At 63.4% G+C, this 26,205-nt stretch carries 25 protein-coding genes and 1 pseudogene; 23 read left to right on the forward strand and 3 right to left on the reverse strand.

Going from position 1 to position 26,205, the window contains the following annotated elements; genetic code table 11:
• Positions 1-26 precede the first annotated feature (26 nt).
• The 15 genes and pseudogenes from ACT3S2_RS05670 to ACT3S2_RS05740 all read left to right on the forward strand — a co-directional run bounded on the left by ACT3S2_RS05670 (position 27) and on the right by ACT3S2_RS05740 (position 15,001).
• Positions 27-680: a hypothetical protein gene (locus tag ACT3S2_RS05670; protein WP_444555761.1), complete on the forward strand. Its 654-nt coding sequence runs from the start codon at positions 27-29 to the stop codon at positions 678-680.
• Between the two features lie 258 nt (positions 681-938).
• A complete protein-coding gene (locus ACT3S2_RS05675; RefSeq protein WP_444555760.1) occupies positions 939-2,135 on the forward strand; it encodes a PD-(D/E)XK nuclease family protein in 1,197 nt (398 codons plus the stop codon).
• A 743-nt stretch (positions 2,136-2,878) separates the two neighbouring features.
• Positions 2,879-3,220: a hypothetical protein gene (locus ACT3S2_RS05680; RefSeq protein WP_444555759.1), complete on the forward strand. Its 342-nt coding sequence runs from the start codon at positions 2,879-2,881 to the stop codon at positions 3,218-3,220.
• An 89-nt stretch (positions 3,221-3,309) separates the two neighbouring features.
• Entirely contained in the window at positions 3,310-3,747 is a 438-nt protein-coding gene (locus tag ACT3S2_RS05685; RefSeq protein ID WP_444555758.1) for a methyltransferase family protein, read from the forward strand.
• A gap of 177 nt (positions 3,748-3,924) precedes the next feature.
• Positions 3,925-4,173: pseudogene (locus tag ACT3S2_RS05690) on the forward strand (NAD(P)-binding domain-containing protein); the annotation flags it as partial.
• A 181-nt stretch (positions 4,174-4,354) separates the two neighbouring features.
• Positions 4,355-4,534 carry a hypothetical protein gene (locus tag ACT3S2_RS05695; RefSeq protein ID WP_444555763.1) on the forward strand — a complete coding sequence of 60 codons (180 nt, stop codon included), beginning with the start codon at positions 4,355-4,357 and terminating at the stop codon, positions 4,532-4,534.
• A gap of 211 nt (positions 4,535-4,745) precedes the next feature.
• Positions 4,746-5,438 carry an SDR family oxidoreductase gene (locus ACT3S2_RS05700; RefSeq protein WP_444555757.1) on the forward strand — a complete coding sequence of 231 codons (693 nt, stop codon included), beginning with the start codon at positions 4,746-4,748 and terminating at the stop codon, positions 5,436-5,438.
• 248 nt (positions 5,439-5,686) lie between these two features.
• Positions 5,687-6,904, forward strand: a complete 1,218-nt coding sequence (locus ACT3S2_RS05705; RefSeq protein ID WP_444555756.1) for a mechanosensitive ion channel — start codon at positions 5,687-5,689, stop codon at positions 6,902-6,904.
• 229 nt (positions 6,905-7,133) lie between these two features.
• Complete coding sequence (locus tag ACT3S2_RS05710) at positions 7,134-7,709, forward strand: alpha/beta fold hydrolase (protein WP_444561371.1); 576 nt, start codon at positions 7,134-7,136, stop codon at positions 7,707-7,709.
• A complete protein-coding gene (locus tag ACT3S2_RS05715; RefSeq protein ID WP_444561373.1) occupies positions 7,625-7,915 on the forward strand; it encodes an alpha/beta fold hydrolase in 291 nt (96 codons plus the stop codon). Before ACT3S2_RS05710 ends, ACT3S2_RS05715 begins: the two co-directional genes overlap by 85 nt.
• 123 nt (positions 7,916-8,038) lie before the next feature.
• Positions 8,039-8,953 carry an NADP-dependent oxidoreductase gene (locus ACT3S2_RS05720; RefSeq protein WP_444555267.1) on the forward strand — a complete coding sequence of 305 codons (915 nt, stop codon included), beginning with the start codon at positions 8,039-8,041 and terminating at the stop codon, positions 8,951-8,953.
• Between the two features lie 909 nt (positions 8,954-9,862).
• Positions 9,863-10,018: a hypothetical protein gene (locus tag ACT3S2_RS05725; protein WP_444555268.1), complete on the forward strand. Its 156-nt coding sequence runs from the start codon at positions 9,863-9,865 to the stop codon at positions 10,016-10,018.
• A gap of 255 nt (positions 10,019-10,273) precedes the next feature.
• Positions 10,274-12,061, forward strand: coding sequence for an ABC transporter family substrate-binding protein (locus tag ACT3S2_RS05730; protein WP_444555269.1), 1,788 nt, complete (start codon positions 10,274-10,276; stop codon positions 12,059-12,061).
• Between the two features lie 262 nt (positions 12,062-12,323).
• A complete protein-coding gene (locus ACT3S2_RS05735; protein WP_444555270.1) occupies positions 12,324-13,868 on the forward strand; it encodes an ABC transporter permease subunit in 1,545 nt (514 codons plus the stop codon).
• Positions 13,865-15,001: an ABC transporter permease gene (locus tag ACT3S2_RS05740; protein WP_444555271.1), complete on the forward strand. Its 1,137-nt coding sequence runs from the start codon at positions 13,865-13,867 to the stop codon at positions 14,999-15,001. The genes ACT3S2_RS05735 and ACT3S2_RS05740 overlap by 4 nt, the downstream gene beginning before the upstream one ends.
• Positions 15,002-15,038: 37 nt before the next feature.
• Here the strand turns inward: ACT3S2_RS05740 and ACT3S2_RS05745 are convergent, their stop codons facing one another.
• Positions 15,039-15,674: a PH domain-containing protein gene (locus tag ACT3S2_RS05745; RefSeq protein WP_444555272.1), complete on the reverse strand. Its 636-nt coding sequence runs from the start codon at positions 15,672-15,674 to the stop codon at positions 15,039-15,041.
• 103 nt (positions 15,675-15,777) lie between these two features.
• Here ACT3S2_RS05745 and ACT3S2_RS05750 point away from each other — a divergent pair, with 103 nt between their 5' ends.
• The 3 genes from ACT3S2_RS05750 to ACT3S2_RS05760 all read left to right on the forward strand — a co-directional run bounded on the left by ACT3S2_RS05750 (position 15,778) and on the right by ACT3S2_RS05760 (position 20,275).
• Entirely contained in the window at positions 15,778-17,610 is a 1,833-nt protein-coding gene (locus ACT3S2_RS05750) for an ABC transporter ATP-binding protein (protein ID WP_444555273.1), read from the forward strand.
• A gap of 330 nt (positions 17,611-17,940) precedes the next feature.
• Positions 17,941-19,863, forward strand: a complete 1,923-nt coding sequence (gene typA / locus ACT3S2_RS05755) for a translational GTPase TypA (protein WP_444555274.1) — start codon at positions 17,941-17,943, stop codon at positions 19,861-19,863.
• Positions 19,850-20,275 carry a hypothetical protein gene (locus ACT3S2_RS05760; RefSeq protein WP_444555275.1) on the forward strand — a complete coding sequence of 142 codons (426 nt, stop codon included), beginning with the start codon at positions 19,850-19,852 and terminating at the stop codon, positions 20,273-20,275. The genes typA and ACT3S2_RS05760 overlap by 14 nt, the downstream gene beginning before the upstream one ends.
• A gap of 37 nt (positions 20,276-20,312) precedes the next feature.
• On the opposite strand, the gene ACT3S2_RS05765 is transcribed toward ACT3S2_RS05760, so the two are convergent.
• Entirely contained in the window at positions 20,313-20,807 is a 495-nt protein-coding gene (locus ACT3S2_RS05765) for an ArsR/SmtB family transcription factor (protein WP_444555276.1), read from the reverse strand.
• Positions 20,808-20,870: 63 nt separating this feature from the next.
• On the opposite strand from ACT3S2_RS05765, the gene ACT3S2_RS05770 reads away from it, so the two are divergent.
• Positions 20,871-22,226, forward strand: a complete 1,356-nt coding sequence (locus ACT3S2_RS05770) for an MFS transporter (protein WP_444555277.1) — start codon at positions 20,871-20,873, stop codon at positions 22,224-22,226.
• On the opposite strand, the gene ACT3S2_RS05775 is transcribed toward ACT3S2_RS05770, so the two are convergent.
• A complete protein-coding gene (locus tag ACT3S2_RS05775; protein WP_444555278.1) occupies positions 22,223-22,501 on the reverse strand; it encodes a hypothetical protein in 279 nt (92 codons plus the stop codon). The two genes, ACT3S2_RS05770 and ACT3S2_RS05775, sit on opposite strands and share 4 nt — an antisense overlap.
• A 131-nt stretch (positions 22,502-22,632) precedes the next feature.
• Here ACT3S2_RS05775 and fdxA point away from each other — a divergent pair, with 131 nt between their 5' ends.
• The 4 genes from fdxA to ACT3S2_RS05795 all read left to right on the forward strand — a co-directional run bounded on the left by fdxA (position 22,633) and on the right by ACT3S2_RS05795 (position 26,200).
• A complete protein-coding gene (gene fdxA / locus ACT3S2_RS05780) occupies positions 22,633-22,956 on the forward strand; it encodes a ferredoxin (protein WP_444555279.1) in 324 nt (107 codons plus the stop codon).
• Positions 22,957-22,960: 4 nt separating this feature from the next.
• Positions 22,961-24,097, forward strand: a complete 1,137-nt coding sequence (gene dapC, locus ACT3S2_RS05785) for a succinyldiaminopimelate transaminase (RefSeq protein WP_444555280.1) — start codon at positions 22,961-22,963, stop codon at positions 24,095-24,097.
• A gap of 81 nt (positions 24,098-24,178) precedes the next feature.
• Positions 24,179-25,462: a citrate synthase gene (locus ACT3S2_RS05790; protein WP_444555281.1), complete on the forward strand. Its 1,284-nt coding sequence runs from the start codon at positions 24,179-24,181 to the stop codon at positions 25,460-25,462.
• 132 nt (positions 25,463-25,594) lie between these two features.
• A complete protein-coding gene (locus ACT3S2_RS05795) occupies positions 25,595-26,200 on the forward strand; it encodes a hypothetical protein (protein WP_444555282.1) in 606 nt (201 codons plus the stop codon).
• The last annotated feature ends 5 nt before the right edge of the window (positions 26,201-26,205 follow it).

Raw genomic sequence — 26,205 nt, forward strand, 5'->3', positions numbered from 1 at the left:
TAGAGCCTTGTTGTAGCGTAGTCGATGTGGAGAATTCAACGGCGTTCGTTCGGGCACTGGAAGAGCTACAGACCACCGGGGTAGTGACGATGCCGGGTAGACCCGCCGGATGGTCGAAAGCGAGACGATGGTTGTTCCTGGTACTCATCGGGCTCGTGAGTCTGGTCGGCTTGGGTGCGGCCATCGCTTTGGGCTTGGTTCTGTCCGGCGAGAGTCTCCGGGTCACGGGGGCGACCATTTCCGGCATCATCTCGGTCTACGCCATGCTCTTTGGCGGGCTGGCCCTACTGATTACGACGTATCGGCGTCAGCTCGAGTTCGCTGATCTTGAACGTGAAGAGGTCAGGCTTGAAACTCGTGGAATGACGCTGCGCGGTATCGGTCCGATTCCCTGGCAGGACTTCGAGCCAGCCAGAAGCATGATGGTGCGCGCCGAGCATAGCGGTAGTTACACCCTTCGCGCCGTGATGCCGTTGACGCAGTTGGGGCTCGTCAATGTGAATCAACGGATGCCTCGGCAATTGCGCGGGCGCATCTCACCAGCCGTGGGGCCGTTCTGGAGCCGCCGCCACCGCTGGTTATATGTCCCCGGGGTGGAAGGGATGCCAGAGGGCGCCGTGATGGAACTGATCAACACGGCTCACTGGATGTTTGGCCAGACAGTTCACACTCACCCATGAGCTGGCAGCGGGTCAACGCAGGGCCGGATCCCGCCCGTTCTTCGGCATGCGACCAGGTCTATTCAATAGAGGCGGGCCGGTTGCACGACGCTGCGATGAGCAGAGCTGCGACGTAACAACCCCCGATGACATTCGTAGGGAGGACCCGTCACGAGGCGTCCATGGGCCACGCCCATGGGACGGGTGCCGGGGATACTGCCAAGCTTTGGGCGGGATACGATCGCGAAGCCATGGACCGCACACACCGGAGGAGGCGCGATGACCAACGATCTCGTGACGGGCATGCTCCCGGTGCTCGGAAGATCCTTGGAGCCAGGGTTCAATGTCTTCGACGTGATGCACCACGGACTCCACGAGAAACAGATCTCCAACGTCTTCACGTGGCTTCTGGAGGTCGAAGGTTCCCACCGACTCGGCGACGCCTTCATGAAAATCCTCATCGACGAAGTTAATCGTCAGAAGACCGGCGCTGAACCGCTTCCGGACGCCGGCTACTGGGTCCGGCAGGAAGTGAACACTGCTGTGGCGGATGAGCCGGCAGACATCGCCGATATGGTTCTCGAGAGCGATGCCGCGGTGCTCGTCGTTGAGAATTACTTCACCTCCGACGGGCATGGCCATAGTTACGAGGGATATCTTAAATACAGCCGACGCGACGGACGGAGGGGCGCCGTCGTGCTCCTCTGCCGAGACCGGGATGAAACGCTTCAGACCCAAGGCTGGAAGAACGCCCCGGTTCTCACCTACAGCCTGTTGATCGAGCGGCTTCGCGGAGTGATCGATCGCGATCCCGGCTACCGCCAACGGAACCCGGAGGCCTATTCGTTCATTGACCAGATGAGTCAGAAATTTTCGAACGGGAGGGGACTCGTGGAAGAGCAGGATGTGGTCGGCTTCGTCGTCGCAATGTGCGCGACGGGAGAAGCGAGGAGGTATCAGGGCAAGTGGCAGGACGTGGAGGCGGAAAAGTTCGCGAACGATCTGGCAGTTCAAGCGCGTGAGCGTTTCGGTGAGGGCCGTGAACTCCTGAAGAGACTGAAGTTGCAGGCGCGCCTCTTCGCTGCCAACGTCCTGAAAGACCAACTGAACGCAACGTTCGGCCCCGAATACGTGCAAGAGGTAAGTGCACGTTATGCCGGGATATACGAATGGACGGTCAATTTTGAGGTGCCCGGAGGAGGAACTGACTTCGGAGAATGTCAGCTGCAGCTCAAGTTCGGCCCCTCTGCCTGGTTCGCGAACGAGCAGGACCCGAACTGGAGGCAGACGGTGGCTGGGGCGTCGGTCGACTACTCACATCTTTTCATCACCCGGGCGGAGACCCGTGAGGTTCGGCAGAGCGAAGTCACCATCGGTGAAGTTCTCGACGGGCTTGATCAGTCCGATAGGCGACTGCACGATGAGATCGTGAGGCTGTTGGATGGTGATGGAACTATCGTTTCGTCGGAGTCATAGAGGCGGAACTGCCTGCCCCGCCTTCTGCGCCACGGCTAGTTGACCGGTGTTGTGCCGGCCTGCGAAGTCTCGGGCCGAAGCCAGCTCCAGGCGAGTGACCTCTCCCCACGGAACCCCGGCGTTGTGCACACGGCCCTGATGCACGGCTTCATCAGGCAGGGACCGTCTCCTTGTCCTGCGCCATGGCGACGCCGTCGACATCCGTATCAGTCTCGAGCATGCTTCACGCGCCGGGCTCTACGATGGTGACGAGAGAGGGCCTTGCCTACTAACTCTGGGGGTACTTGCCCCAGGTCATTCGAAGGAAGTGTGCGTGTCAGAGTTCAGGGCTCCGGCTCCTCGGCCCGGAACGGGCGCTCCCAGCCCTGTTCTTCCGTCCCGTAGGCCGGTTGTTGTCTGGAATCCTGATGCCGATACTCCCTGATGGCTCTGGGCACGCTTCTGGTGTTCTGGGGCTGCTATTGGGCCGGCACCACGTGCAACGACTGGTTCCTCATGGGCGGAATCGTTGTCGCGGGAACGCACATCCCGGCACTCATCGTTCTACAACGATGACGCGATGGGCTGGAAGGACTCGGCATCCATCACTGGTTCCTTGCACTGTCGCTCATCATCTCGCTCGTCCTGGGAGGGGCCCTGCGTTCCAGCTGTTCCATGTGGCTGCCGAACAGGGAGTGCCCGCCGTACCGCAGCTCATGGCGAACCTCGTGGTTTTGTAGGAACCGTTCTTCGCCTTCGGCTGGTTGTTCCTTCGCTGGGAACGTGCTTTCGGCTGGCTGCCAGCGATTCTGCTGACCGGAATCGGGTTAGCGCTGCAGCATGTCGGCTCGGTTCCTTTCGCACAAGCCATCGGCTTCGGCCTGTTCGCGGTGCTTTTCGGTATCGTTTTCGCATTTGTGCGGAACCTCTTGATCCTGTGGCCGTTGTTCTATCCCGTCGCCAGTGGAATCGGGACGCTGCAGGCCGGCTATCTGATGGGGTGGCCCGAGGCGTTCTCTGGCGCGGTATTATTGGCGGTGCAAATCGTTGTCCACGTCGTGGTTTTCCGGATCAGCCGCCGGGGAAGGCAGCCCGCCGGGACCTGAGGCTGCCAAGGGGTGGTTTCGGACAGCAGGGATTGCTCTACTGGGAACACGGTTGCTAGCCGCAGTGAAACCCCGACAGGAGTGAAGAAATGAGCAAGGTCCCGGTTCCTCCCACCACGTTGGCTATCTGCCTTACAGGGCAATACCTGCTGATGCGCCAGCGTGCGGTGACACCGACCTCGGCCACCGTGGCCGCTGTTCTTTCACTGGCCTCGGGATCCCTCGTCGTGGGCAGCTTATGGGAGTTCCGACGCCAGCGCACCAGCTTCGATCCGGTCGACGTGGAGGCCGCCACGTCGCTGGTGGTCCGGGGACCGAACCGGCTGACCAGGAATCCGATGTACCTCGGCATGGCCGGCCTGCTGGCTGCCCACGCGATCCTGCGTCGGTCCGCCGTCGCCGTGCTGCCGATGGCAGCGTTCGTCCTGGTCATGGGCCGCGTGCAGATCCCCCTCGAAGAAAAGGCATTGAAAGCGAGGTTCGGAGCAGACTACGGGCGCTACCGTGGCTCGGTGCCCCGCTGGTGAACCGTTGTCCGGTCTGCCGCCCCGGAGCCGGCCGCGCGTCGATTACCCGGAGCAGCGCGCCTCGCGGCCCTGGTGGCAAGAACGTCCCCGAAGGGGGCTTGAGTGCGGAAACCGGGCCCTGACCGACGTACGCTGACCCATGGATGTTGGATCGGCCACGGGAAAGAAGCGGCAGTCATGAAGATTGGGATATTGGGGACGGGCAGTGTCGCGCAGGCCCTCGCGGGCGGATGCATCGACGTCGGACACGAAGTAACCCTGGGCTCGCGACAGCCGGAGTCACGCACGGGGCTCCCTTTCCCTGTCGCTACCCTGGAAGCGACGGCCCGAGATGCCGAGGTGATCGTGAACGCGACGCCGGGGGCCGCGTCCGTGGAACTACTCGGTCAGCTGGATTCGGCCGCTTTCAGCGGAAAACTACTCATCGACGTTGCCAACGCCGCCACCTCCGGATTCAATCACCTGTACCCGGGCTCCAGCCTCGGCGAAAAGCTGCAGGAGATGCTTCCCCAGGCACAAGTCGTCAAGACGATGAACACCTGCGCCGGCAAAATCTTCGTGAACCCCTCCCTGCTGGAGCCGAGCAGCATCTTCCTCTCCGGAGATAATGTCGGGGCCAAAGATCGGACGACGTCACTCCTTGGGGGAACTGGGCTGGACCTCGGAATCCATCGTGGACCTGGGCGGGATCGAGACCGCCAAGGGGCCGGAGCACTACTTCATCATGTGGGCGTATCTCACGGACGCGCTGGGCACCACGGCCCTCAACATGCAGGTCGTTCGCTGACGAACGAAGTGGCCCGTGTGGTCGACCGGAGTCTGCACTTCGGGACCGGCCCGCTGCCGGCCTGCACACGCTCCAGGACGGTAGCGCCAGGCCGATGAGGAATATACGGCTCCCCACGACGTTGTACCCAGCGGAAGCCGTCGTCTGAAACCCGATCATGGGCGGAGCGACGGACGCTCTCGGCGCCGAATCGGCGCAATCGGAGGTTTTCGTGTCAACAGCAGATAAAGGTCGCGTCATTGTCCTGGGCGGTCATGGAAAGATCGCCCTTCTGGCGGCGCCCAAGCTCAAGGACGCGGGGTACGCCGTCGAATCCGTGATCCGTTCCGCGGATCAAAGGGGCGACATCGAAGCCGCCGGGGCCAGCCCGGTTGTTCTCGACCTGGAGAATGCTGACGCCGAGGCGTTGACGCAGGCGTTCTCCGGTGCGCAGGCCGTGGTCTTCTCCGCCGGAGCCGGCGGCGGTAGCCCCGAACGCACACGCTCGGTCGACTTCGAAGCGGCGGCCCGTACCATGGATGCCGCCGAAGCAGCCGGCGTCAAGCGATTCGTGATGGTCTCCTATGCCGGCGCAGGTGTTGATGCCGACCGGCTCGATCCGGAGGACTCGTTCCATCCCTACGCGCAGGCCAAGCATGATGCGGATGCCCATCTGCGGCAGACAGGTCTGGATTTCACGATCCTTGGCCCCGGACGGCTCACCTTGGAGCCGGCCAGCGGAAAGATTACGATCGCTGATTTCGAGGGCACGATCGCCGGCCAGGCGCCCGCGGGCGATGAAGCCGTGACCTCCCGCGAGAACGTAGCCGAGGTCCTGGCCCACGTGCTCTCGGACGGGGCTGCGATTGGCCGCACAGTCAACTTCTATGACGGTGACACCCCGATCGCCGAAGCGATCAACTAAGCAGATCGATGACCCTCCGGGGGCCGGCCGCCGTTCCGGGTCGGCCCCCGGCAGTGGTCGCCTCTTCCGGACCTTCGCTCTGCGGGGAGGATCATGGGGAGAGGGCTGCAGATAACGAATGGACTGTGAAATCGGTTCCGGTCGATGTTTAATCCGAGTCGTTTCTTGAGGTGTCCTGTAGTCTGCTGCGACCAACGGCAGATCGAAACTGCCTTGTTTGCAAGTCCGGACCAATAAGGAGGCTTCCCATGGAAGACATCGATTGGATAGGTATGGCGCAAAAGGTCGGCATGGCCATCATCATACTCATTGTGACGTGGATTATTGCCAAGGTCGTGAAATGGGCCATTGGCAAGGTTGTCGGCCGCGTATCGTTCTTGCAGAAGCAAGACGGCGATGGTGCATCGACCGGAGAATCGATTGGCAGTATCGGTTCGTTGATCGTCTGGCTGTTCGGCCTGGTGGCCATCCTCCAGGTGTTCGCCCTGGACGCAGTCCTGACACCGATTCAGGAACTCCTGTCCACGCTGATGGGCTTCCTGCCCAACGTCATCGGGGCCGCTGTGGTCTTCTTCATCGGCTTCGTGATAGCGAAAATCGCCAAGCAGCTCATTGCCTCCGCCATCGGAATGCTCAACTTCAACAGCATTGCCGGAAAGATGAAGCAGGTTGATCCGACCTCGGGTGCCGGGGCAACACCGACCCCAGCCCAGCCGTCAGGTGCCGCCGAGGCACAGGCGGGAGCCGGGATGAACTCCCGGAAGATCGGCTCCATGGTCGGCAATCTGGTGTTTGCCGTCATCTTGATCGTGGTGGGCATCGCAGCTCTCCAGATCCTCGACATCTCGGTCATCTCCGATCCGGCCGAGCAGATGCTCACCATGATCCTCAACGCGATCCCGATGATCATCGCGGCCCTGGTGCTGCTGGGCATCGGCGTCCTCATCGCAAAGTTCGTCGGTGGCATCCTGGAGGCCACGTTGCGTGGTCTTGGAACCGACCGGGCAGCAACGAACCTCGGGATTCTGAGCGCCGACAAGAGCGCCTCGACCATTCTGACCCGCGTGGCACAAGTGGCCATCGTGGTGTTCTTCGGGATCATGGCTGCTCAAGCGCTTGGTTTCCCCGAGATCTCGGATCTGCTGAACACGGTGTTCGCACTCGGGGGCCGGGTGCTGTTTGGCGTCGTTATCGTCGCCGTCGGCTTCCTGATCGCCAAACTGGTGTCCAGTGCCATGGGGGCCGGCACGGGAAGCACCGTCGCCAAGTACGTCATCATCGGGCTTTTCGCAGCGATTGGACTGAAGTACATGGGCATTGCCGACTCGATCATCACGCTGGGCTTCGGCGCCGTGGTCGTGGGCGGTGCTCTGGCTGCGGCGCTGGCCTTCGGGCTGGGTGGACGCGATGCCGCGGCACGCGTCCTGGCAGAGAAGGACCCGAAAAAGCACGTGACACCCGAGTAGGAGCTCCACGAACGTCTCGTTGGATGACGTTCTCATGACCGGTCGGGCCCGGTGCTGTGCAGAGGTGCGCAGCACCGGGACCGACCGCGTGGGCCTAGTGGTCGACCGGGGAGACACGGGGATCGGAATGAGGGAACAGATGGAACGCACGCCCGGACACTGCACGGCGGGGGACCCGGTGATCCCGCGACCGGCTACCGTACGTCGAGGCACTGGAACACCGATAATCATGATTCATGGCAATGGCGTCGATCACCGGTTGCTCCTACCGCTGGATCCTTGTCTGGCCGATGCCGGTGCCTGGGAGCGGATTTACCTGGATCTTCCCGGCTTCGGCGGAACCCCCGCGCTGGAGGAGCCCGGTGGATTACCCGAAATTGCCGACTGGCTGCAAGAAACCATTGGCGAACTGGTGGGGGACCGGAAATTCGCCGTGCTGGGGCACTCACTCGGAGGTGTTCTGGCCGCGCATCTGGCAATCACTTTCGGGGATCAGATGAGCGGAATGGCGTTGTTGGCGCCGGTGGTCCATCCCCGGCCACGAGATCGCACCGTGCCCGAGAAACGGGTCCTGCACCGAGACCAGAAGTTCCTCGGTTTGCTCGATCCGCAGGATGCCCGGGACTTCGAAGGCATGGCCATCCTCCACACAGCGGAGGCCTGGGCCGCATTCCGAGATGCCGCCCTGCCGGGATCCGCGCCGCGAACGCACGCGCCGTCATGCAGTTGTCCCGCCGATATCACCTGGCCCCCGAGGCGGGCCCCGGGTCCCGGGCCGCAGCGACGGTCTCGCCCCGGACGCTGATCCTTGCCGGACGGCACGACCACGTCGTGGGGTTCGCGGATCAGGAAGACTTGTTGCTGCGGTATCCGCAGGCAACCTACGTCGTGCTGGAGGACGCCGGACACAACATCCACCTGGACCAGCCGGAGCGGGTCGCAAGCTTCCTGCGGGCCTGGGCCAGGGCACTCCACGAGAGCGCAGAGGAAACCCAGACGAGGTCACGATGACGGGCACCACCACGCCGCCCACAACGGCCGATGGAGAGGCTGGCCTGGGCCCAGAGCCCGGCAGGCGGGAGGCTCCGCTGGAATACACGGGTCCTTCTCGGCGTTGGGGGCGGTATGCGAGCAATGACCTACAGCAAGTACGGAAGCAACGACGTCTTGGAGCTCACCGAGCTGCCGGTGCCCAAGGTCGGCCCGGGCGAGGTGCGTATCCGCGTCACCCATGCCTCGGTCAATCCGGTTGATTGGAAGATCATGTCCGGAGGCCTTGACGGGCTCATGGATGCACATTTCCCCGTCATCCCCGGGTGGGACGTGGCCGGAGTGGTCGACGCCGTTGGGCCAGACGTCCCGGAATTTGCCAGTGGCGACCGGGTCGCCGCCTATGCGCGTAAGCAGGTGGTTTCCGGCGGGACGTTCGCTGAATACGTGACGGTCTTCGCCGTGGACGTTGCGGCGGTTCCCGAGGGAGTGACACAAGAAACCGCGGCGGCCCTACCCCTGACCGGGCTGACCGCCCAGCGCAGTCTCGAAGCACTTGATGTTCTCCCCGGGGAGCGACTGTTGCTCCACGCCGCCTCCGGAGGAGTCGGCTTCCTGGCAGCGCAACTGGCCATCGCCACGGGAGCTGAAGTCGTCGGCACGGCCTCCGTGGCCAACCATGAGAAGCTAACCGCTCTGGGGGTCACCCCGGTGGCCCACGGGGACGGGCTGGGGGAGAGGCTGCGCGATATTGCCCCGGATGGTTTCGACAAGGTGGCCGACTACGCGGGAGGGGTCCTGGACACAACGCTGACGGTGCTCAAGGACGGAGGCCGTCATGTTTCCATCGCCGATCCCGGGGTGATCGAGCATGGGGGTCGCTGGCTGTGGGTCCGGCCCGACGGGTCCCGTCTGGGTGACCTGCTGGACCAGGTGGCAGCAGGGTCACTCGAGGTGGTCATCGATACAGTCTATGGACTCGAAGCGCTGGCGACCGCCTTCAGTGCCTCCCAGCAGGGGGCCGCGCGCGGAAAACTCGTCCTGCATATCGCCGACTGACCGGCCGCGGTCTATGCATGAAATTTGCTGCGGACCTTGAAACCTGGCTCATGCACTTCCAAGTGTGCGGTTCCATGGCCAGCACGGCTGGACGTGGAGAAGGCGCGGTAGGAAGTGGTGCGTCACCCACTATCGCTCGAGTATGAATGCGGCCCGGCTGATGCTGACCAGGGAGATTCGGCACACGTCCGTAGCGGGTTGGAACCAGGAGATTCCACGTTGGCTTCCTCATTCACCCTGGCGTACCCGTAGGGAGCCTTGACCTGTCACGAACAGATCGGTTGAACACCAACGTTCTTCTTCGGCTGGCAGTTTCGGACCCCAACTGGTTCCGGCAGTTCGGCGTGCGCCCGACACCTTACCGTTGACAAGGGGTCCGTGCCGCGTAGCAAGCACGCGGCTGTTGGCGTGGGTACATTTCCACGCCTGGCGACGGCGATGAAGCACGTAGGGCTGGTCCGGGGGCGCCGCAGAATGAAGCGAGTGCCCAGAATATAGACGCGGGCCCTTGTTACCTCAAGAAGTTTGATGCACGATATAACTACCAATAACAAAGGATGTTAGAACGTAGTCAAATAATGAATCATCTTTAGAGAAAGTGGGTTCATTCTAGTTTTTTGTATAAGTCCTGACTGGCTTCACGTTTGCAGTCGTTGCACCATTGGGGATGACGGTCGGATCTGCGGCACTGGGGGACGTGGCGCCGGCCTGTTCGCCCAGCAGCTGTGTTTGGGCCAACCAAGGCGGGGGAGAGCGCAGTAGTCCAACTGCTAGATCACATCGATTCCCGTGGTGGATCACCGCAAGGGCTGCACGGGCCACGGCGGTCAGTGCCGTGCCCGGGGTCGGGTCCGGGGAGGCGAACTCGAACGGAGCGCGCTTCCGGCCCCCGGGAGGCTGTATCACTGCATGGCCGGCGGTGCAAAGATTAAATCCGCCCTCTTTGATGCCGGGTTCGGTGGCTCGGGAACGCGTATCGCCTCAAATGCATGGCGAGACACGCCGTCATTGATTGGGAATTTTTACAAAATCTTCGAAGATCCGCTTGATGGCGCGGACGAGTAGTTGACAATCCCCAATCTGAAGCAGATCCTTGAGTTCTCGCGTAAGGATCGATGCCGAGGGGAGCCGCCGGGCGAATGTGACCACCATCTCGCAAAGTTGCGACTCCATAACAACGGAATCTGAAGCGAGATTTTTATATCCAAGGGGCCCCTCCGCAGTCTATGGTTTCTCTATGTGAGACAGGCCACTCCTCGTGGTCTGTCGCAGTCAAGTGGATCGCTCGGCTGGAGAACACACCAAACACAAGGAGGCGGAATGCGTTTCACACGTATTTCCAAGGCAGTCGCGATTGGCGCGACCGCCGCCCTGGCACTGAGCGCATGCGCGGCCAGCACGGGCACCAACGACTCATCGTCCGGGGCCGACGAAGGAGAGGGCAACGGCGGAGAGATCCGTGTCGTCGAAGTGAACGCCTTCAGCTCGTTCAACGACAACACGGCGAAGGGCAACGTGGATATCAACTCCAAGATTGCCTACACCACCCAGTCGGACTTCAACTACATCGACAATGACCTGAAGGTGCAGAAGAACGAGAAGTTCGGCAAGTACGAGGTCGAGTCCGAGGATCCGCTGACCGTGAAGTACACCATCAACGAGGGTGTCAAGTGGTCGGATGGCGAGCCGGTGAATGCCGACGACATGATGATGGCCTGGGCCATCTCGTCGGGGCACTTCAACGACGCGAAGACCGACGACGAGGGCGAAGTCACCGCCGGAACCAACTACTTCGACTATGCCGGTGACACCTCCGGGCTGGCACTGACCGACGTCCCGGAGATCGGCGATGACAACCGCTCGATCACGCTGAAGTACTCCAAGCCCTTCGCCGATTGGGAAACCAGCTTCGGGATGATGGGGCCGGCACATGTCGTCGCCGACAAGGCGGGCATGACTGTCGACGAACTCACCGAACTGTTCAAGACCGCAGACAAGGGAGATCCGGAAAATCCTTCGAAGAAGCCGAATAAGAAGCTGAAGAAGGCCGCCGACTTCTGGAATACGGGCTTCGACACCAAGTCGCTGCCCGACGATGAGTCGCTCTACCTCTCGTCCGGCCCCTTCATCGTGGACAAGATCGTCCCGGACCAGTCCATGACCCTGGTGCGCAACGAGGACTACGACTGGGGACCGGAGCCGAAGGTCGACTCGATCGTCGTGCGATACATCAGTGAATCGCCGGCCCAGGTCCAGGCGCTGAAGAACCAGGAAGTCGACATCATCGCCCCGCAGGCCTCCGCCGACACGTTGGAGTCGCTGGAAGCCCTGGGGGATCAGGTGGTTGTGGAGACGGGGGACCAGCTCTCCTACGACCACATCGACCTGAACTACAACGGCGTCTTCAAGGACAAGGATGTCCGCAAGGCCTTCATGCACACGATCCCGCGCCAGCAGATCGTGGATACGATCATCAAGAAGCTGAACCCGGATGCAAAGCCGCTGGATTCGCAGCTCTTCGTCCCCGATAACGACGGCTACGAGGAGTCGGCGAAGAACAATGGTTCAGCCGATTACCAGAAGGCCGACATCGAGAAGGCCAAGGAACTGCTCGACGGCAAGAAGCCGAAGGTCCGCATCATGTACAGCAAGGACAACCCGAACCGTGCGGATGCCTACTCGCTGATCGCTGCATCGGCGAAGAAGGCAGGCTTCAAGGTCGTCGATGGCGGTCTGGGGGCCTCGGAATGGGGCAGCGCGCTGGGAGGCGGCACCTATGACGCCACCATCTTCGGCTGGATCTCCTCGGGCGTCGGCGTGACCGGTGTCCCGCAGATCTTCGGCACGGGCTCCTCGTCGAACTTCAATAAGTTCTCCGATAAGAAGGCCGATGAACTGATGGATGAGCTCATCGTCACCACGGATGAGAAGAAACAGACCGACCTGCAGATCCAGATCGACAAGTTGATCTGGGACTCCGGATACGGGCTGCCGCTCTTCCAGTCGGTCGGCGTTGACGCCTACGACTCGGGAGTCGAGGGCGTGGAGTACATGTCCAACCAGACCGGTGTCTGGTGGAACTTCTGGGATTGGAACCTGAAGAAGTAGCTACGTCGGGTAACCGGATATAAGTGCCACTGAGGCGCCGGGACCATGATTCACGGTCCCGGCGTCTCAGTGTGCCGCTACAGATGCAGGTGGAAGGGATTCCACCGATTGGTCGGACGCCAGGTCCGCCCCGTAGTTCCTTGACCGGGCCACGGGAAGTGATTGGGATTTCCCTCCTTCCCGAGTGCTGTGAGGTGAACTACACTTCTGCAAAAGTACTGCCGGGTGATCCCCGGTATCTTCTACCAAGAGGCTATATTTCATGGTGACCTACATCATCCGACGGCTCGTCACTGCCGTGCTCATCCTCCTGGGCGCCTCATTCGTCGTGTACCAGCTCACGGCCGCGGCGGGCGACCCCTTGGATGAACTGCGACAGAGCAACGCGCCGAATAAGGACCAGCTGATCGCGCAAAGGGTGGCCCTGCTGGACCTGGGCACCCCCGCCCCGTTGCGCTACTTCAAGTGGCTCGGGGGCGCCGCCCAATGTGTGGTCCCGCTGGTCGGCAAATGTGATCTGGGTCAGAAAATGAACGGTGAACCCGTGGTGGATGCGCTCGGGCGCGCGGCGGGCCAAACGATCCTGCTCATCACCGCCGCGACGATCCTGGCCATTGTCATCGGCATCGGTCTGGGCATCATCACCGCCCTGCGTCAGTACAGCACGCTGGATTACTCGGTGACCTTCATGGCCTTCTTGTTCTTCTCACTGCCGATCTTCTGGATCGCCGTACTGCTGAAGGAATTCGGGGCCATCGGCTTCAACGATTTCCTCAGGGACCCCGTCTTCAGTCCGACATCGATCCTCATCACCGCGATCTGTCTGGGCATCGTCGTCGTCCTGTTCATGGGTGGAAGCTACCTGAAACGGATCATCGGTTTCCTGATCGGCGCCGCCGCCACTGCAGGGCTGATGTATGCCCTGTCGGTGACCGGATGGTTCAGCACCCCAGGTCTGGGCCCGATTCTGATCGCCCTCTTCGGCGTGGGCATCGCCTATCTGGCCACCCAACTGACTGCAGGAGTGAAGAACCGCAAGGCGTTGTACTCCTCCCTTCTCATGGTCCCGGCCGGTCTGATCGCCTATTACGCACTGAACCCGGTCCTCTCCGGCATCTCCGGATGGGGAATCCTCGGGCTGTTCGTGGCGACCCTGGCGGTCGGTTGCATCGTCGGATGGTTCATGGGCGGATTCGACCGGGGCCAGTCCATGCGGGCAGCGGCCTTGAGTGCCTTCTTCGTGGGAGGCCTGGTGATGTTGGACCGCTTCATGGTGGAGTGGCCGAATTACTTCTCCAATGGTCGGGTCCGTGGACGCCCCATTGCCACGATCGGATCCTCGACTCCGAACCTCGAGGGCAACTGGTGGATCCAGAACATCGACCTCTTCACCCACCTCCTGCTGCCGACCGTGGCGCTGCTGCTCGTGTCGCTGGCCAGCTACTCGCGATACTCCCGAGCCTCGATGCTCGAGATCATGCAGATGGACTACATCCGTACCGCCCGCGCCAAGGGCCTTCCCGAGCGGACGGTGGTCATGCGCCACGCGTTCCGCAATGCCCTGATCCCCCTGGCCACGCTGGTGGCCTTCGACATCGGTGGGTTGATCGGTGGGGCGGTGATCACCGAACGGGTCTTTGCCTTCACCGGCATGGGCAACCTCTTCGTGGACTCGCTGTTGCCGGTACCCGACCCGAACCCGGTCATGGGCGTCTTCCTCGTGACCGGCATCCTGGCCCTGGTCTTCAACCTGATTGCCGACCTGGCCTATTCCGTACTCGATCCGCGCGTAAGGGTAAAAGCATGAGCAGGCCGAATCCAGAAACCCCGTCCGGGCAGCTGCCCGAGGACCTCGAGGCGGCTGCAGTCCCCGAAGAAGTCCAAGGCCTGTCCCAGAACGCCATCGTCCGCAAGCGGTTCATGGGAAACACGCCGGCCCTGATATCGATCGTCGTCTTCGCGCTGATCTTCGTGATGGCCTTCTCCTCCATCGGCTTCATCGGGATCCCCGGCTGGTGGCATTACAGCTACGAGCAATTCAGCACCCAGATCAACGGCGGACGACCGACCTTCGTTAATTTGTTCAATTGGGGTGACCACCCCTTCGGACAAGACCGGATCGGGCGGGACTACTTCGCCATGACCATGCGAGGAACCCAGCAGTCGATCGTGATCATGTTCGTCATCGGTTCGGTAGGTGGCTTCATCGGGGTGGTCGTGGGCGCACTGTCCGGGTACTTCCGTGGATGGATCGAAGCGGTGCTGATGCGCATCGTGGACATCATCATCATCGTTCCGCTGCTGATCCTGGCTGCCGTCCTCGGACGCATCTCCGGCTCCGCCGTCAGCGGCAACATGGCCACCGTCGCCTTGGGGCTCTTCATCGGGGTCATCATCTGGACGGGGCTCTCCCGTCTGGTCCGCGGTGAGTTCCTGACCCTGCGTGAGCGCGAGTTCGTCGATGCCGCCCATATTGCCGGTGCCTCCAACACGCGCATCATGTTCAAGCACATCCTGCCCAACGCGGTGGGCGTCATCATCGTGAACGTCACCTTGCTGATGGCCGCAGCGATCCTGCTGGAGACGGCGTTGTCCTACCTGGGATTGGGCGTGAAGGCCCCTGATGTCTCGCTCGGTTCGCTGATTTCGGACAACCAGGAGGCCTTCAGCACCCGCCCGTGGCTGTTCTGGTTCCCCGGCTTGTTCATCGTGGTCATCTGCCTGTCGATCAACTTCATCGGCGACGGGCTGCGTGACGCCTTCGATCCACGCCAGCGCAAGTTCAAGGCCAAGAAGGCCAAGGACCGTGGAGTCCATGGGTCGGCAGTGAATGACTCCGCGTCGGCTGCCGCCATCGCCCAAAGGACCGAGGGAGGTGAGGACTCAGGACGTCACGGGTCCTCCGACCCCGATGATGATGGTCCGGCCCACGGGGCCTAGCCGGGGCCGTGCCGGGAGCACAGGTTCCGGCACGGTGTCAGGACAGCACGGCAGGCAAGGTCAGGCTCAGGACGATCAGGATCAGGAGGACAGTGAGATGGATCCAATGGATGCTTCGCCGGGTCTTCAGGGACTCCGTGGACTCGAGATCCAGATCCCCGTCTTCGGCCATGCGTGCCAACCGTCGTCTGACGATGTCGGCGACCACGCCGGAGTCGCTGGAGCGTTGATCGCCCGGACGGATGCTCACATAGCTGGTGCCGGATTGGTCGCGGGACTCCGATCTGGCCGAACGGCGCGAGTCGCGCAGTGCCGAGATGACGCTCGGAGCAGGAGCGGCCCACGCGGTGAAGCGCCCCTTGGGCGTCACCAGGGACAAGGCGTATTTGGTGTCCACCAGGATGATCGTCGACCACGGGACCCGAAGGGTCTGCAACGGATTGATCAAGGTGACACCGGCGTCGTTGACTTCCACCCGGGGCAGCCAGAAGACGACCCACGCGGCATACCCGACCACAAGAACGGGCAGGATGGCCGGTGCCGAATACCAGCTTCCCGTCCACAGGATCGCGACGGCGGCTGCGACGGCCAACACCATGAGGGCCATCGCCAGGAAACGGGGCCCACGGGGCCTGAAGGTGAAGTCCCGGTTAGTGCTATAAGCAGAAGTCATAACCCACATAGTTTCAGGATTATCGGCCGCCATGTAATCGGCGCCACACAACACCCCGGCCGCCGGCCTATGCGGGCCGCCGGCGGAAGGAAATGAGGACCAGATGAGCCAGCAGAATCCCTCCTCCCGGGAGGCAACGCAGGGCGGCGAGCAGCCGGTCCTGAAGGTCAGCCACCTCTCCGTGGACTTCGGTGTGGACAAGGAATGGGTCCCCGCTGCCATCGACCTGAACTACCACGTGAACGCCGGCGAGGTGCTGGCCATCGTGGGGGAGTCTGGATCGGGCAAGTCGGCCAGTTCGATGGCCCTGCTGGGGCTGCTCCCCACCAACGCCAGGATCCGTGGTGAAGTCACCCTCAACGGGCAGTCACTGCTCGGGCTGTCCAGCCCGAAGATGCGCCAGGTCCGGGGTAACGATGTCGCGGTCATCTTCCAGGAACCCATGACCGCCTTGAACCCGGTCTACACCATCGGGTTCCAGATCATGGAGACCCTGCGCCTGCACAACCCGATTTCCCCCGCGCAGGCCCAGAAGCGTGCGTTGGAAATGCTCGAACTCGTCGAGCTTCCCGACCCGATGAAGGCCTTCAAGTCCTACTCGCACCAGTTGTCCGGCGGTCAGCGTCAGCGCGCCATGATCGCCCAGTCGCTCTCCTGCGACCCGAAGCTGCTGATCGCCGACGAACCGACGACGGCCCTGGATGTCACGGTCCAGGCGGAGATCCTGGATCTGATGCGCAACCTGCGCAATAAGTTGAACTCGGCGATCGTGCTGATCACCCATGACATGGGCGTGGTGGCCGACCTCTCCGACCGCATCGCCGTCATGCGGCAGGGGCGCATCGTTGAGCACGGGACCACCCATGAGATCTTCAACGACCCACGACACCCCTACACCCAGGCCCTGCTGGCGGCCGTGCCGAAGCTGGGCACCGGGGGCGATTCCATCGGGGAAGTCGACGTGGATGCCGCGGTGGCGGCGGCCTCCGGGACCGAACTGGATTCACCCGAGGATGAATCCTTGCAGATCCGTGAACGCAAGCTCCTGGATGAGGCGAAGGAAGCCCAGTACGGGGCCGCGAAGATCGAGGACCGCCCCGTGGTGCTTGAGCTGAAGGACGTTGCCATCGAATACCCGAAGCAGGGGCGCGTACCGGCCTTCCGCGCCGTGGAGGGCGCGAATCTGACGGTCCACCAGGGCCAGGTCGTGGGTCTGGTCGGTGAATCCGGTTCGGGAAAGACCACCATCGGCCGGGCCGCGGTGGGGTTGCTGCCGGTGGCCGAGGGGTCCTTGAAGGTCAACGGGGCCGAGCTCTTCGGGCTCAAGCCCACCTCCAAGGAACTCTTCCACATCCGCCGACAGATCGGCATGGTCTTCCAGGACCCCTCCAGTTCACTGAACCCGCGTCTGCCGATCGGTGAGTCCATCGGCGAACCGATGCTCCTGGCCAAGGTCGCCAAGGGGGCCGAGCTGCAGAAGAAGATCGAGACGCTGCTGGACCAGGTGGAACTACCGCGGAACTACCGCAACCGGTACCCGCACGAACTCTCCGGCGGCCAGAAGCAGCGGGTGGGCATTGCCCGGGCCCTGTGTCTGGAACCGCAGCTGATGGTCGCCGACGAGCCGACCTCGGCCCTGGATGTGTCGGTGCAGGCGAAGGTCCTGGAACTGTTCCAGGACCTGCAGGCCGAAATGGGGTTCGCCTCCCTCTTCGTCACGCACGACCTCGGCGTGATCGACGTCCTGGCCGATCACATCGTGGTGATGCGCAACGGGAAGATCGTCGAACAAGGATCCCGCGACGATGTCCTGCGCCGGCCCCAGGACCGCTACACGCAGCGCCTCATGGCAGCGGTTCCGGTGCCGGACCCCGACGCCCAGCGCGAACGCCGGGAGCTGCGGGCCCGTCTGCTGGCCGACTCCGAGGCCTCCTGACCCGACCGGTACGGCCCTGCGGTCCACGTCCGCCGGCAGCAGGCTGCGCCGGCGGACGGTCCCGGGCGGGACAACGCCATCATGATGCCTGCCGGCGCTGGTGGCCCCCGCGCGCGGAACGCCGTGCCACCGGACGCCAGGAGTGTGATTTACCTCTCACGTGCAACCCTGCCGGTCCAAGGATTTCGGGCCCGAAGCGGTCCTGTCCGCCGCCTCGGCGACACGCTCGGTCGCGGCAACTTTTCATGAAGGTCTAGACTGGTCTCTTGGGTCAGCCGTGGCCCCACGTCTTCGACCCAAAAAACATCAACTTGAAGCGAGCCTTTACGCATGTCAGATCTTTCCCCGGGAACCACTAGCGCTACTCGCGAGGATCTTCGCAACGTCGCCATCGTCGCCCACGTCGACCATGGAAAGACGACCATGGTCGATGCCATGTTGTCGCAGACCGGCGCTTTCTCCTCGCATGGCGACACCACGGATCGTGTGATGGACTCCGGCGAACTCGAGCGCGAGAAGGGCATCACCATCCTGGCCAAGAACACCACCGTGTTCTACTCCGGCCCGTCGGCCAAGGGCCATGACGTCACCATCAACGTCATCGACACCCCCGGCCACGCTGACTTCGGTGGCGAGGTCGAGCGCGGACTGTCCATGGTCGATGGCGTCGTCCTGCTCGTGGATGCCTCGGAAGGGCCGCTGCCCCAGACTCGGTTCGTGCTGCGCAAGGCCCTGACGGCCAAGCTTCCGGTCATCCTGGTCGTGAACAAGACCGACCGTCCCGACGCGCGGATCGACGGTGTGGTCTCCGACTCCATGGACCTGTTGTTGGGGCTGGCCTCCGACCTGGCCGAGGAAGTCCCGGATCTGGACCTGGACTCGGTGTTGAACGTGCCCGTCGTCTACGCCTCGGGCAAGGCCGGCCGTGCCTCGACGATCCAGCCAGAAGACGGATCGCTGCCGGACAGCGAAGACCTCGAGCCGCTGTTCTCCACCATCATGGAGCACGTCCCGGCCCCGACCTACACCCCCGGTGAAGTCCTCCAGGCCCACGTCACCAACCTGGACGCCTCGCCGTTCCTGGGTCGCCTGGCCCTGATGCGCGTGTTCAACGGCACCCTGCGCAAGGGCGACCATGTTGCCTGGGCACGCCAGGACGGCCAGCTGAAGACCGTGAAGATCACCGAACTGCTGGCCACCAAGGGCCTGGGCCGCGTGGCGGCCGAGGAAGCCGGACCGGGCGAGATCGTCGCAGTTGCCGGGATCGAAGACATCATGATCGGTGAGACGCTCACCGACGTGGAGAACCCCAAGCCGCTTCCGTTGATCACCATCGACGACCCCGCGATCTCCATGACCATCGGCATCAACACCTCGCCGCTGGCCGGAAAGGTCAAGGGGGCCAAGGTCACCGCCCGCCAGGTCAAGGACCGCCTCGACAAGGAACTGATCGGCAACGTCTCGTTGAAGGTCCTGCCGACCGAGCGTCCCGACTCCTGGGAGGTCCAGGGCCGTGGCGAACTCGCCCTGGCCATCCTGGTGGAGCAGATGCGCCGCGAAGGCTTCGAGCTGACCGTCGGCAAGCCGCAGGTCGTCACCCGCACCGTGGATGGCAAGATCCACGAGCCGATGGAACTGATGACCATCGACGTCCCCGAGGAGTACCTGGGCAACGTGACCCAGCTGCTGGCAGGCCGCAAGGGGCGCATGATCAACATGGCCAACCACGGAACCGGCTGGGTCCGGCTGGAATTCACCGTCCCCGCCCGTGGCCTGATCGGCTTCCGCACGCGGTTCATGACCGATACCCGCGGTGCCGGCATCGCCTCCTCCATGGCCGACGGCTACGAGGCCTGGACCGGTGACATCGAATACCGCAACAACGGCTCGATGATCGCCGACCGCTCCGGAACGGTCACCCCGTTCGCCATGATCAACCTGCAGGAGCGTGGCTCGTTCTTCGTCCAGCCGACTTCCGAGGTTTATGAAGGCATGGTCGTCGGGGAGAACTCGCGCGCCGATGACATGGAGGTGAACATCACGAAGGAGAAGAAGCTCACCAACATGCGTGCCGCGTCCTCGGACTCCTTCGAGAACCTCACCCCGCCGCGTCACCTCACGTTGGAGGAATCGCTCGAGTTCGCCCGCGAAGACGAGTGCGTCGAGGTCACCCCGGAAGCCATCCGCATCCGCAAGGTCATCCTCAACTCCAGCGAGCGCGGTAAGGCCTCCCGCTCACGTGCCCGCGCCTGATCAACGGACCCGCCGGCTCACCCCGGTGATCACCGGCACCCTCGTCGCCATCGTGACGGGGGTGCTGGCCGCTGTCTTCGGCACGCTCCTCCAGGGCCAGATCCACTACCTGGGGGATACGCCCCTGCCATGGGGTGCCGTATTGGCGCTCCTGTTGGCGGGCAGCTTCGCCACGGTGGCCGGACTGTATGTCGAGAAGGTCTGGGTCGCAGGGCTCTGTGGGCTGATCACCTATGGGCTGGTCGCCTGGACCGCCCTGGATACCCATAACCACCTGTTGATCGGGTGGTCCAGCCACGACACGTTGCCCGGTCCGGCCCTGGCCGCAGCCCTGTGGACCTACGGGATCGTCGTCTCCACCGTGGTCGCACTGCTCGTCACCGCCGGTGGCCTGCGCACCCGTCGCCGCTGACGGCTCCGCCGTATTGGGCCGGACGCCGACGCCGAAATCAGTTGGCCGTCTGGTCCAGATGGTGGGCAACGAAGAGCGACGTCGCCACGCCCTCGTCGTCGGAAGGGCGCAAGGCATAGTCGGAGATGACGTCCTTGATGCGTGAGAGCAGCTCGCGCTGATCCGCCTCGGTCAATTTCAGCCCCACCCGCATCACCTGGATCTCGTCGGGAGCCAGACCGTTGATCTCCTGGAGAAACGTCTCCAGCAGCACGGGGGCCGCGTCGGGCAGCTTCGTGCCCCAGGACATGCGGGTGCTGCGATACGGCACTTCCTTCGCCCCGCGTTTACCCCGGCGCGGCTCCTCGGACTCCAGGAATCCGGTCCCCATCAAGGTCCGCACATGATGCAACGACGTCGCCGGATTGATCTCCAGCAGATCGGCTATTTCCTTGTTCGTCCGGGATTTGTGCAGACATAAACGCAGGATCCTCAGGCGGATCGGGGAGCTCAATGCCCTCGCCCGTGCTTGCAGCTCGTCATCTGATGCCATATGTTCAGCATACGATAAACAACTGCACTGATTGACATCATCAAATCACATAGCAAGGTTTTCATGACCTCTCCTGGGCCCCAGTCTCATTCGGCTCCGGACGGTAACCAGCAGGCCAGTGGGGTGGCCGAACCGTCCAACATCCATCCTTCGCCACCGCCTCGGACGCCCTTGCGTCGGGACGGGAACTTCCTGGTGTTCTGGCTCGGCCAGACACTGAGCCAGTTTGGCGCCCAACTCGGCACGGTGGCCATGCCGGTGCTTGCCGTCACGCTGCTGCAGGCCTCGGAGTGGGAAGTCGGCGTCCTGAACGCGGCGAACACCGCAGCCTTCCTGGTGGTCGGTCTCCCCGTGGGGGCGTGGGTCGACCGGTTCTTCAAGCGCCGGATCATGATCCGTGCCGACGTGGTCCGGGCCGCCGCCATGCTGGCCATCCCGCTGCTCTGGTACCCCGGGTTGCTGCATATCTGGCATCTGTGGATCATTGCCGCGATCATCGGGGTGGCCAACGTCTTCTTCGACGTCTCCTACCAGTCCTATATCCCGGCCTTGGTCCATCGTGAACAGATCTCCGAGGCCAACGCCAAATTGGAGATCAGCGGGCAGATCTCCCGGTTGGCCGGTCCGGCCGCCGGGGGTGCGCTGCTGGCGGTGTTGACCGCACCGCTGCTCTTCGTCGGCCAGGCCATCGGGTATCTGGTCTCGGCACTATGCCTGTGGCGGGTCCGCGACGATGAACGTCCCGCGGTACGCCGGCCCGATGCGCGGTTGGTTACCGAAATCAAGGAGGGGCTCGGCTATGTGGTCGGGCACCGGCTGATCGGTCCGATCGCCGCGACCACCGGCATCATGAACTTCTTCAGCACCATCATCTTCACGCTCCTGCCGATCCTGGTGCTGCGCACGTTGAGCCTGAACACGGTCGAGCTCGGCCTGATCTACTCGGCAGGTGCCGTCGGCGGGCTCCTGGCGGCCTCCCTGACGCCCTGGGTGGCCGCCAAGGTGGGGGAGGGGCCGTCGCTCGTGGTCGGCACGCTGCTGACCGCCGTGGGCATGTCGGGATTCCCGCTGTCCATCCTCGCCGGGGGTCTGCGCCCGTCGTTCGCGATCCTGGCCTGCTCGATGTTCGTCCTGACCGCCGGCGTGCTGGTCTACAACATCATCCAGGTCAGCATGCGCCAGAAGATCTGCCCTCCGCGGTTGCTCGGGCGCATGAACGCGTCCATCCGGTTCATCGTCTGGGGCATCATGCCGGTCGCCTCGCTGCTGGCCGGGCTCTTCGGTGAAATGCTCGGCATTTCCACGGCCCTGTGGATCGGGGTCGTTGGCAGCGCCCTGGCCACCGTGCCGCTGCTGCTCTCCCCGCTACCGCGGATGCGCCAGTTGCCTGATGAGGAGGAGCACGACGGCGGGCTCTAGCGCCGGGTGCCGCCGCGACGCGGTGGTGCGGGCGGAACCCGTTTGGCATGGGTGATTGCGCTGTGGTCCACGGTGACCGGTCCGGTCCGGGTCTGCACGGTCACCCGACCCTCCGCCAGTGAGACGAAGTGGCCGATCGAATCGCTGTGTTGCGGTCCGTCCGGCACTTCGGGGGCGTCCCGGGACCCGTGCGACGGGGGGATCCGGCCGCCGATCCGGTACCTGATGACGATGCGTTCGCCGGGGGGCAGCGAGTCGAAGAAATCGGCGGTCATGGTCCCATCGTAGTAGCGAATCCGGGCGGGCCCTTCGGTCCGGGGGGCCAAGGGGACTAAGCTGGAGGCCGGTGGCGTCCTCGGACGCCCCGCGGAGTCGAGGCGAACAGCAAAGGAAGGCCCTAGGTACCGTGACCTACATCATCGCTCAGCCGTGTGTAGACGTGAAGGACAAAGCCTGCGTTGAGGAATGTCCCGTCGATTGCATCTACGAGGGGGAACGTTCCCTCTACATCCACCCGGATGAGTGCGTGGACTGTGGCGCCTGTGAACCGGTATGTCCTGTCGAGGCGATTTATTACGAGGACGACACCCCGGATGAATGGGCCGAATACTACAAGGCCAATGTCGAATTCTTCGACGAGCTGGGGTCCCCGGGCGGGGCCGCCAAGGTCGGCAACACGCACACCGACCACCCGATCATCGCCGCGCTGCCCCCGCAACCCGGCATCTGAAGCCGTGCTGATCCTCCCCGATTACCCGTGGGACTCGCTGGCCCCCTACCAGGAGCGGGCGCGTCAGCACCCCGAAGGGGTCGTGAACCTCTCCATCGGCACGCCGGTGGATCCCACCCCCGGGCTGATCCAGCAGGCATTGGCGGCTGCCGCCGACGCCCCGGGCTATCCGACCACCCATGGAACGGCCGGACTACGCCAGGCGATCGCCGATTGGTACGCCAGGCGCCGGAACACCACCGGGCTGGACCCGGAGAACATCATGCCCACGGTCGGCTCCAAGGAACTGGTGGCGTGGCTGCCGTTGTTGTTGGGGCTGGGAGCAGGCGACGTCGTCGTCCGTCCGTCCGTGGCCTATCCGACCTATGACATCGGCGCCCGGTTGGCAGGTGCGGAGGCCGTCGCCTCCGACGACCTCGAAAGCCTGGACCCCGAGGTCCGTTCGCGGGTGAAGCTCGTATGGGTGAATTCACCGGGAAACCCCACGGGGATCGTGCGTGACGTCGAGTCCCTGGCCGCACTGGTGGCCCAGGCCCGCGCCCTCGGCGCCGTCGTGGCCTCCGACGAATGCTATGCGGAGCTGGGGTGGGGCGACTGGGACGGACCCGGCACCCCGGGGGTCCTCGACGACCGGGTCAGCGGCGGTGACCACCACGGGTTGCTGTCGGTGTATTCGTTGTCCAAGCAATCGAACCTCGCCGGCTACCGGGCGGCCTTCGTCGCCGGGGCCCCCGAGCTCATGCCCCATCTGATCAACTCCCGAAAGCACGCCGGAATGATCGTTCCGTACCCGGTCCAGGAGGCCATGCGGGTGGCTCTGGGGGACGAGGGGCATGTGGCTGCGCAGAAGGAACGCTACCGCCACCGCAGGCAACTCCTGGTTCCCGCCCTGGAGGCGTTCGGCCTGCGGATCGACCACTCCGAGGCCGGACTCTACCTGTGGGCCACTGCGGGGGAGGACACCTGGATCACGATCGGCCGGCTGGCGGATCTGGGGATCGTCGCCGGGCCGGGAACGTTCTACGGCGAAGCGGGCCACGGGTACGTGCGGATCGCACTAACGGCCAGCGATGAGCGGGTCCTCGCTGCCTCAAACCGACTCACCGCCGCGGTGGGCGCGGTCCAGGCCCCACCTGATTAGTTTCCGGTGCCTGCGGAGCGGTACCGTGAGACCTGATTACTGCTTGTTTGTACAACTTTGTACTCCGGTTAAGGAGAAACCATGACGGATAACAATTCCGCTCGCTTGGCGTTTGCCGGACATGACCTCGAACTCCCGGTGGTGGCTTCCTCCGAGGGTAACGACGGTTTCGATGTCGCCAAGCTCCTGAAGGACACCGGGAATGTCACCTATGACCCCGGTTTCATGAATACGGCGGCCACCAAGTCCGCCATCACCTACATCGACGGCGATGCAGGAATCCTGCGCTACCGCGGCTACCCGATCGAGCAGCTCGCCCAGCAGTCCAGCTTCCTTGAGACGTCGTACCTCTTGATCTACGGGAATCTGCCCTCGACCAGCGAGCTGGAGGAATTCGACCAGAAGATCCGCCGGCACACCATGCTGCACGAGGAGCTCAAAGGCTTCTTCGGTGGCTTCCCGCGGGACGCCCACCCGATGCCGGTGCTCTCCTCGGCCGTATCGGCGCTGTCGACCTGGTACCAGGATTCATTGGACCCCTTCGACGAGGACCAGGTCGAACTCTCCACCATCCGCCTGCTGGCCAAGGTCCCGGTCATCGCCGCCTACGCGCATAAGAAATCGGTCGGCCAGGCGCTGCTCTACCCGGACAACTCCATGAACCTCGTGGAGAACTTCATGCGGCTGAACTTCGGCATCGCCGCCGAGCCGTACGACCTGGACCCCGATCTGGTCAAGGCACTGGACCAGCTGCTGATCCTGCACGCCGACCACGAGCAGAACTGCTCGACTTCCACCGTCCGTCTGGTCGGCTCCTCCAACGCCAACATGTTCGCCTCCATCTCGGCGGGCATCAACGCTCTCTTCGGCCCGGCCCATGGCGGGGCGAACGAAGCGGTGCTGAAGATGCTGCGCGGCATACAGGCCGAGGGCATCAAGCCCGAGGACTACATGGAGAAGGTCAAGAACAAGGAGGACGGGGTCCGCCTTATGGGCTTCGGACACCGTGTCTACAAGAACTACGACCCGCGCGCGAAGATCATCAAGTCCACCGCCCACGACATCCTGAACAAGCTCGGAGGCAACGACGAGCTGCTGGACATCGCCATGCGCCTGGAGGAGCGGGCCCTGGAGGACGACTACTTCATCGAGCGCAAGCTCTACCCGAACGTCGACTTCTACACGGGACTGATCTACAAGGCGATGGGCTTCCCGGAGAAGATGTTCACCGTGCTGTTTGCGATCGGTCGGCTCCCCGGCTGGATCGCGCAGTGGCGAGAAATGATCCAGGAACCAGGCCTGAAGATCGGACGCCCCCGCCAGCTGTACGTGGGCGAAGGCGAACGCCAGTACCCGAGCTTCTAGACCGGCCCTGCAGAATCCTTGAAAGCGGCCGCTTCCCTATGGGGAAGCGGCCGCCTTTTCATCCGGACGCTTCCGGGAACCGGGACACGGGCCTATTCTGGAAGTGGGGTTCACGGAGTAAGGACGACCGGCATGTATGAGTACCGTGGGGACGGATGGCACGTCTCGGCGCAAAGCCATGGGCAGATGCTGCTGGCCTTGTACTTCCGCGACCTCGCGGGCATAGAACACCCCGGCCCGCCCGACATCGCCCCGCTGGCACCCCGGGTCAAAGCCACCGCGGCGGCGGAGGTCTGTGGCCCTCCGGCTGCGGAGCTGCGGCAGGAATGGCACGACTGGTGGCGCCGCGTCCTGGTCCAGGGACCGGAGGACGACGGGTTGTTCTCCCCACCGGCATTTCCCGGCTTCGCCGATTCCCCGACCCTGCAGCGACTCCTGCAGGCCCATTACGGTGCCGCCCTGAGTTGGAGCCGTGCGCGGATGATCGAGTACACCGAGGTCAGTGCCGAGCACCATGGCAGCGGGCGCCGCGGCCTGTTGGAACAGATGATCACCGACCGGGCGATGGAACTGGAACGCCGCCCGAAGCCGATGGAACTGAAGCTGGTGGAGCTGCCGTTGAGCGAACCACGCGCCTGGTTCGTGGACCCCGATACCGTCATCCTCAGTCAGGATCTGGCGCGGGACGCCGATTTGTACCGCAGCTTCCTGGAGCCGGTGATCCGCTTCCTGCTCTGATCCGG

The organism is Arthrobacter sp. AOP36-A1-22, from assembly GCF_052377615.1.
In the GTDB taxonomy this organism is placed as follows: Bacteria; Actinomycetota; Actinomycetes; order Actinomycetales; family Micrococcaceae; genus Arthrobacter_H.